This window comes from Collinsella sp. AM31-2AC (assembly GCF_003469285.1).
In the GTDB taxonomy this organism is placed as follows: Bacteria; Actinomycetota; Coriobacteriia; order Coriobacteriales; family Coriobacteriaceae; genus Collinsella; species Collinsella aerofaciens_AT.
Map to the genome: position 1 here is coordinate 11,188 of NZ_QSJB01000028.1, position 5,835 is coordinate 17,022.

The 5,835-nt window shown below is 61.5% G+C and carries 5 protein-coding genes; 1 reads left to right on the plus strand and 4 read right to left on the minus strand.

The genetic code is table 11. The features are described 5' to 3' along the window. Window positions 1-59: 59 nt before the first annotated feature. The 4 genes from DW796_RS09910 to purH form a co-directional block, all read right to left on the minus strand. On the minus strand, window positions 60-1,103 hold the full coding sequence (locus tag DW796_RS09910) for a sensor histidine kinase (protein WP_118095180.1): 1,044 nt from the start codon (window positions 1,101-1,103) through the stop codon (window positions 60-62). 9 nt (window positions 1,104-1,112) lie between these two features. Then, complete coding sequence (locus tag DW796_RS09915; protein ID WP_117806811.1) at window positions 1,113-1,784, minus strand: response regulator transcription factor; 672 nt, start codon at window positions 1,782-1,784, stop codon at window positions 1,113-1,115. Between the two features lie 179 nt (window positions 1,785-1,963). Further along, window positions 1,964-2,695, minus strand: a complete 732-nt coding sequence (locus DW796_RS09920; RefSeq protein ID WP_117759752.1) for a hypothetical protein — start codon at window positions 2,693-2,695, stop codon at window positions 1,964-1,966. Window positions 2,696-2,945: 250 nt separating this feature from the next. Beyond that, window positions 2,946-4,553, minus strand: coding sequence for a bifunctional phosphoribosylaminoimidazolecarboxamide formyltransferase/IMP cyclohydrolase (purH, locus tag DW796_RS09925; RefSeq protein ID WP_117736055.1), 1,608 nt, complete (start codon window positions 4,551-4,553; stop codon window positions 2,946-2,948). A 276-nt stretch (window positions 4,554-4,829) separates the two neighbouring features. On the opposite strand from purH, the gene DW796_RS09930 reads away from it, so the two are divergent. Beyond that, window positions 4,830-5,471 (plus strand): GNAT family N-acetyltransferase, encoded by a 642-nt coding sequence (locus DW796_RS09930; RefSeq protein WP_117640393.1) that lies wholly within the window; start codon window positions 4,830-4,832, stop codon window positions 5,469-5,471. Window positions 5,472-5,835: the final 364 nt, after the last annotated feature.

The following is a 5,835-nucleotide window of genomic DNA, read 5'->3' on the forward strand; positions in this document are numbered from 1 at the left end:
TGGCGTGCCGCCCTGGTTGGGGCGGCACGTTTTGTTTGGACGGGCGTTTGCCGTGTGCGTTACTCAAAGTATTGAAACTTGTTCGTTGAAAAAGCGAATGTTACGATGAAGCCTTCGCCGGGCTCCGATGCTGCGGTGACGTCGATGCCCATCTTGGAGCACAGGCGCGCCACCAGGTAGAGGCCGATGCCCGTTGCGCGCTTGGTGGTGCGGCCGTTGTCGCCGGTAAAGCCCTTCTCGAACACGCGCGGCAGGTCGGCCGCGCTCACGCCGCAGCCGTTGTCCGCAACGGTGAGCTCGATGCGCTCGCTCGCCAGGCCCTCGTCCAGTAACGCGCCCGAAAACACGATCTTCGCGCCGTCCTCGCGCGCATATTTAATGCTGTTCTGAATGAGCTGGCCCAGGATAAACTCGAGCCATTTTTCGTCGGTAAAGACCTCGAAGTCGAGGTTCTCGCACACCGGAGCCACGTGCGCCGCAATGAGCTCGCGCGCGTTGGCCTTAATCGCACCCGTCACCAAGGTCTTAAGGTCCCAGCGGCGAATCAGGTAGTCGCGCTCCACGACTTCCGAGCGCGCGTAGTACAGCGCCTGGTCGATATAGCGTTCCACGCGAGCCAACTCGCGACCCAGGTCATCGACACGTGTTGGGTCATCTGCGCCGCCGTCGAGGTTTTCCAGAATCAGGTGAGCCGCCGCCAGGGGCAGCTTGGCCTCGTGGACCCAGCTCTCGATATAGTCGCGATAGTCTTCGGTCTGACGCCGGCCCTCGGCAACCTCGTCGCAGGCGGCTTTGCCCACCCGGCACAGGACCTCGTACTCGAGCTCGCCCTCGGCATAGGTTGGGCATTGCACCATCTCCTGCACCCATGCGGGACTCTCGAGCTCCTCTGCCGCGCGCTCCAACTGACGCAGAAAACGGCGACGGCGAGCGTACTCGATCACGATGCCGAGCATACCAAAGATAAAGGACACGCCAACCGCCACGACCACGATAGAAACGGGTGCGCCGGCGACCGTCAGCACAAAGCAGCTCAGCAGCACGCCGCACGTCCACACGGCGACGGGAAGCAGTGCATCTTTAAAGAACTTGCCAAACGACATAGCCGGCCCCTAGACCGAATAGCCTTGGCCGCGATGCGTCGTCAAATACCCCTTGATGCCGATTTTTTCGAGCGTGGTGCGCAGGCGGTTGATGTTGACGGTGAGCGTATTGTCGTCCACGAAGGCGTCGGAGTCCCACAGGTCCTGCATGATGGCCGAGCGCGAGACGATCTTGCCCGCGCGGCTCAGGAGCAGCGAGAGAATGCGCAGCTCATTTTTGGTGAGCTCGGTGCTGTCGCCGGTCGCCGTGTTGGTGACCATAGAGCGGGCGAGGTCGAGCTCCAGCCCCTTGTGGACGAGCGTGCTGCGCTCGCCTGACGCCGCGGTGCGACGCAGCAGTGCGTTGATGCGCGCCACGAGCACGCGCGCGCTATAGGGCTTGGGAACAAAGTCGTCCGCGCCGAGCGTCATGGCCATGACCTCGTCGATCTCGGTCGTGCGCGAGGTGAGGACGATGATGGGGACCTCGGATTCGCGGCGAACCTCGTGGCAGATATGCTGGCCGTCCTTGACGGGAAGCGTGAGGTCGAGCAGCACCAGGTCGGGCGCGGCGGCGAGAATATCGCGCGAGACATGCTCGAACGATTCGCAGGCCTCGATTTCAAACCCGGCACGAGCAAGGATGTCGGCAAGCTCACGACGAATGGGCTCGTCGTCCTCAACGATATAGATTAGCGCCATGGATTCCGCTCCCCTCTTGGTTGTCTTGCCACCATTATGGCTGCGAAACTGCAGGTGCGCGCCACGCACGTCGCCAAGGTGACAGAACTGTTCGCGAGCGGGGGCGTTTTGTCCGCCTCGCACTCGCAGCGGTGGCGGGAACCAAAATGATTCTTTAATCCCCGTCCCAGAATAATCATTTAGCGGCGGGCGCGAAGCTTTTCGTAGCCGTCGGCAAAGAAGGCGACCGTCGCGGCATCAGACTCGGCGGCGTCGGCGTCGGTGGCAGGCACCACGCCGTGCTCGTCGCTTACCAGGAACAAGGCGCCCTTGAGCTGTGCGGGAATGTCTACGCGCGTGACCGGGATGCCCTTGGTCTGGGCCAGCTGCTCTATGAGCGTCGCCGTGCCACACAGGCACTCGTCCGCCGGCGCCACAAAGGCCAGCTCGCCGTTGTTGACGGCAGCGAGCAGCTCGGGCGCCACGCCGGTTTCGTCGGCCTCGGAGCGGGCCTCGGCGGAGCGGGCACGCAGCGCCTTGGCCGAAGTATCGGCCAGCGGCTCGTACTCACCCACCGTCATGGCGGCATTGCCGTTAACGTCGATCACCAGCATGAGCACGCCGTCGTGCGCGGTGTAATCGCCCTCGGCAAGCGACCACTCAACGTGCTGCTTGGCCCAGCTGAGCATGTTATGGGTAAGCGGCTCGCCCTGCACCAAGCGCTCGGACAGCGCGCGAATGTGACGGTTGAGCATGGGCACCTTTTTGTTGGACATGCGCCAACGGCAGATAAGCGCGGGCTTGTCGAGCGTAAACTTCTCGACCGCCTCCTGATTGGCGCAAAAGTCCTCGTACGCACGCTGGTCCTCGGCATTGCCAAACAGCTCTGCATCATCAATCTGGGGCATGGTCATACCTTTCGTGTTAGTCATTCCGTCCTCTTATACCAAAAAGACGGCCCTCCAAACGGAGCGGCCGTCTTTTGCAGAGATAATTTTAGAAGCGAGGCGGTCCAAGGGACGAGATAACATCCCATCCTCCCCAGTCAACCTAACAGGTCGGCGAGGGTTGCCCAGGTGCCGCAGATTGCCGTGAAAGAGGAGCGACGCGTACTTGGGTACGCGGGCGACGAATGAGCGGCAAGGTGCGGTGGTTGGGCAAGCCGCAGCGCCACCTCCCTACTTAATGGCGGAAGTGGCGCGCACCCGTGAAAACCATCGCAATATTGTGCTCGTTGCAGGCCTGGATGCTCTCGTCATCGCGCTTGGAGCCGCCGGGCTGGATGATGCAGGTCACGCCGTGTGCGGCAAGCACGTCGACGTTGTCGCGGAACGGGAAGAACGCGTCGCTTGCGCAGGCAAAGCCGCCCTTCTCCACGCCCTCGCGCTCGCAGAAGTCCTCGGCGCGCTCGCAGGCAAGCAGCGCAGAGTCAACGCGGTTGGGCTGACCGGGGCCCATGCCAATGCCGGCCTTGCCCTTGGAGACCAGGATGGCGTTGGACTTGACGCCCTTGCAGACCTTCCAGGCAAACTCGAGCTCGGCCATCTCAGCGTCGGTGGGCTTGCGATCGGTGGGGAACGTAAAGGTCGCGGGATCCTCGGTCACGTGGTCGACCTCCTGCACCAGCATGCCGCCGTCGATGGAGCGCAGCTCCACCTGGGCACCGTGGTCCACGCCGCCGGTAGCCAGCACGCGCAGGTTGGGGCGCTTGACCATGCGCTCGAGCGCCTCATCGGTGTAGCTCGGGGCGATGATGACCTCGACGAACTGCTTGTTCTGGTCGGCGAAGTGCTCAACCAGCTCAAAGGGAACCTCGCGGTTGCAGGCGATGATGCCGCCGAAGGCGCTCTTGGGATCGCAGGCGAAAGCGCGGTCGTAGGCGGCCGTGATGTCCTCGGCAACGGCGGAACCGCAGGGGTTCTGATGCTTGAGGATCACGCAGGCCGGCTCGTCGAACTCGCGGACCAGGTTCCAGGCGGCATCGGCGTCCAGATAGTTGTTGTAGCTGAGCGGCTTGCCCTGGATCTGCTCGGAGCCCACAAGCGGGAACTGAGAGCTCGCGGTGTTCTCGCAGCCCTCGGCAAAGCGGTAGACCGTAGCCTTTTGCTGAGGATTCTCACCATAGCGCAGGTCGTCGACCTTCTCCAGCGAGATCTCGAGCTTGGCAGAGGTGTCCGCCACGTCGCTTGCCTGAGCGGCAAGCCAACGGGAGATAGCCGTGTCGTAGGCGGCGGTAGTCTGGTAGACCTTCACCTGCAGGCGGCGACGGGTGGAAAGCGTGGTGCAGCCACCGGTCTCGCGCATCTCGGCCAGGACGGCATCATAGTCGGCCGGGTCGGAGATGACGGTAACGCTCGCGGCGTTCTTGGCGGCAGAGCGCAGCATGGAGGGACCACCGATGTCGATGTGCTCGATGGCATCCGCAAAGGTGACCTCGGGGTTGGCGACGGTCTTCTCGAACTCGTACAGGTTGACGACGACCAGGTCGATCAGCTTAATGCCGTGCTGGGCGGCCTCCTGCATGTGCTGCTCGGAATCGCGGCGGGCCAGCAGCGCGCCGTGAACCTTGGGGTGTAGGGTCTTAACGCGGCCGTCCATCATCTCGGGATAGCCCGTGAACTCCTCGATGGGGGTTACGGGAACGCCCGCGTCCTCGATGGCACGAGCCGTGCCGCCCGTAGAGATGATCTCGACGCCAAAGTCATCAACCAGCGTCCGTGCGAAATCGACGACACCCGTCTTATCGGTAACCGAGATCAACGCGCGTGCGATCTTCACATCAGATCCCATGCAGTCCTCCTGTCTGGTACGCCGCCGTGCTCTGTGAGTCGGTGATACGTCGATCTGCAGCGCTCGCGCAGCGGCATTGAAAATACTGATTCAATGTAGCGCATCGAGCGCGACGTTGCATCCCGCAACGCACGGCTGTGCAGAAAAAGTTTGCGAGCGGGGGGATGGGCACGGCACCGGGCACGGTGAGTTCATGGAACACAGGGGCACCATAATTAGATGCCATTGGCGTGGTAGAACTGTGCTCGATATGCATCCGCAAAAGAAAGAGGCACCATGGTCTCGCGGGTTCTCTACCGACCGTTTGATACCGAAGACTTCGACGCCATCGCGCTGATTCTGCAGCAGCTTTGGCATAACAATTCGGATAACGATGAGTACAACCGCCTCGAGGCCGCGTGCGACCTCGCCTATTGCCTTTCGTCATCGACGTTTTCGCAGGTTGCCGTAATCGACGGTCAGGCGCGTGGCATTTCGCTCGCGCGTGCGGGACAGAGCTCCGGCGCCACCGTTAAGGAACATTGGATGGATACCGAACGCGCGCTGCTATCGCAGATGCGTGAACTGGAGCCTGATGCCTGCGCCGAGTATCTCTCGTTTGTGCGTGCAACCATCCGAACCAACAACCGCCTGCTCGAGAGCAGCCCGTTGCCGCACGATAACGAAGTCACGCTGCTCGCCGTCGATCCCGATGTCCACGGCCTGGGCGTTGGCTCGGTTTTGCTCGATGCCGCGGTCTCGTACCTGTCCTCGCGCGGGGCGACAAGGGCGCACCTGTACACCGACTCCAACTGCTCGTGGAAGTTCTACGAGTTGCACGGCTTTAAGCGCACGGCCACGCACCGCGCCAACCGCGAAGAGCGCCGTCACGACATGCCGCGCGAAAGCTTCCTCTACGAACTCGACCTAACAGCCTAGCCCAGGCAGCCACACCTAGTCATTTAAGTCTGTCCCCAATGAGTGGCCTAGGGGGTTTGTAGATAGCCCTGGTCAAAAAACATCAAATATGAGTACTGTTACCTTTTTAGTAGCAGCGATTTGGGACATTTTTGATGCTTGTAGGCATGACGACCAGCTGCATGAGCTGACGTAGCTCCCCAAATGTTCAATGAAATGGGCTCCTAACGAGAAGTACTTTCATTAGGAGCCCATTATTATGTGCAAACATATGTGACCAGCGCAGCAACAGTACTCATATTTGGCATTTTTTGTCCACTGCCCCTTGCGCGAAGGGTGGCGCGCGCAGACGTGGTGTAAGAGCGTCCCGAGGTCCGTCGCTGCA

Coding starts and splice junctions, on each gene's coding strand:
- DW796_RS09910 (WP_118095180.1), bottom strand. CDS start 1,103: ATGTCGTTTGGCAAGTTCTTTAAAGATGCACTGCTTCCCGTCGCCGTG.
- DW796_RS09915 (WP_117806811.1), bottom strand. CDS start 1,784: ATGGCGCTAATCTATATCGTTGAGGACGACGAGCCCATTCGTCGTGAG.
- DW796_RS09920 (WP_117759752.1), bottom strand. CDS start 2,695: ATGACTAACACGAAAGGTATGACCATGCCCCAGATTGATGATGCAGAG.
- purH (WP_117736055.1), bottom strand. CDS start 4,553: ATGGGATCTGATGTGAAGATCGCACGCGCGTTGATCTCGGTTACCGAT.
- DW796_RS09930 (WP_117640393.1), top strand. CDS start 4,830: ATGGTCTCGCGGGTTCTCTACCGACCGTTTGATACCGAAGACTTCGAC.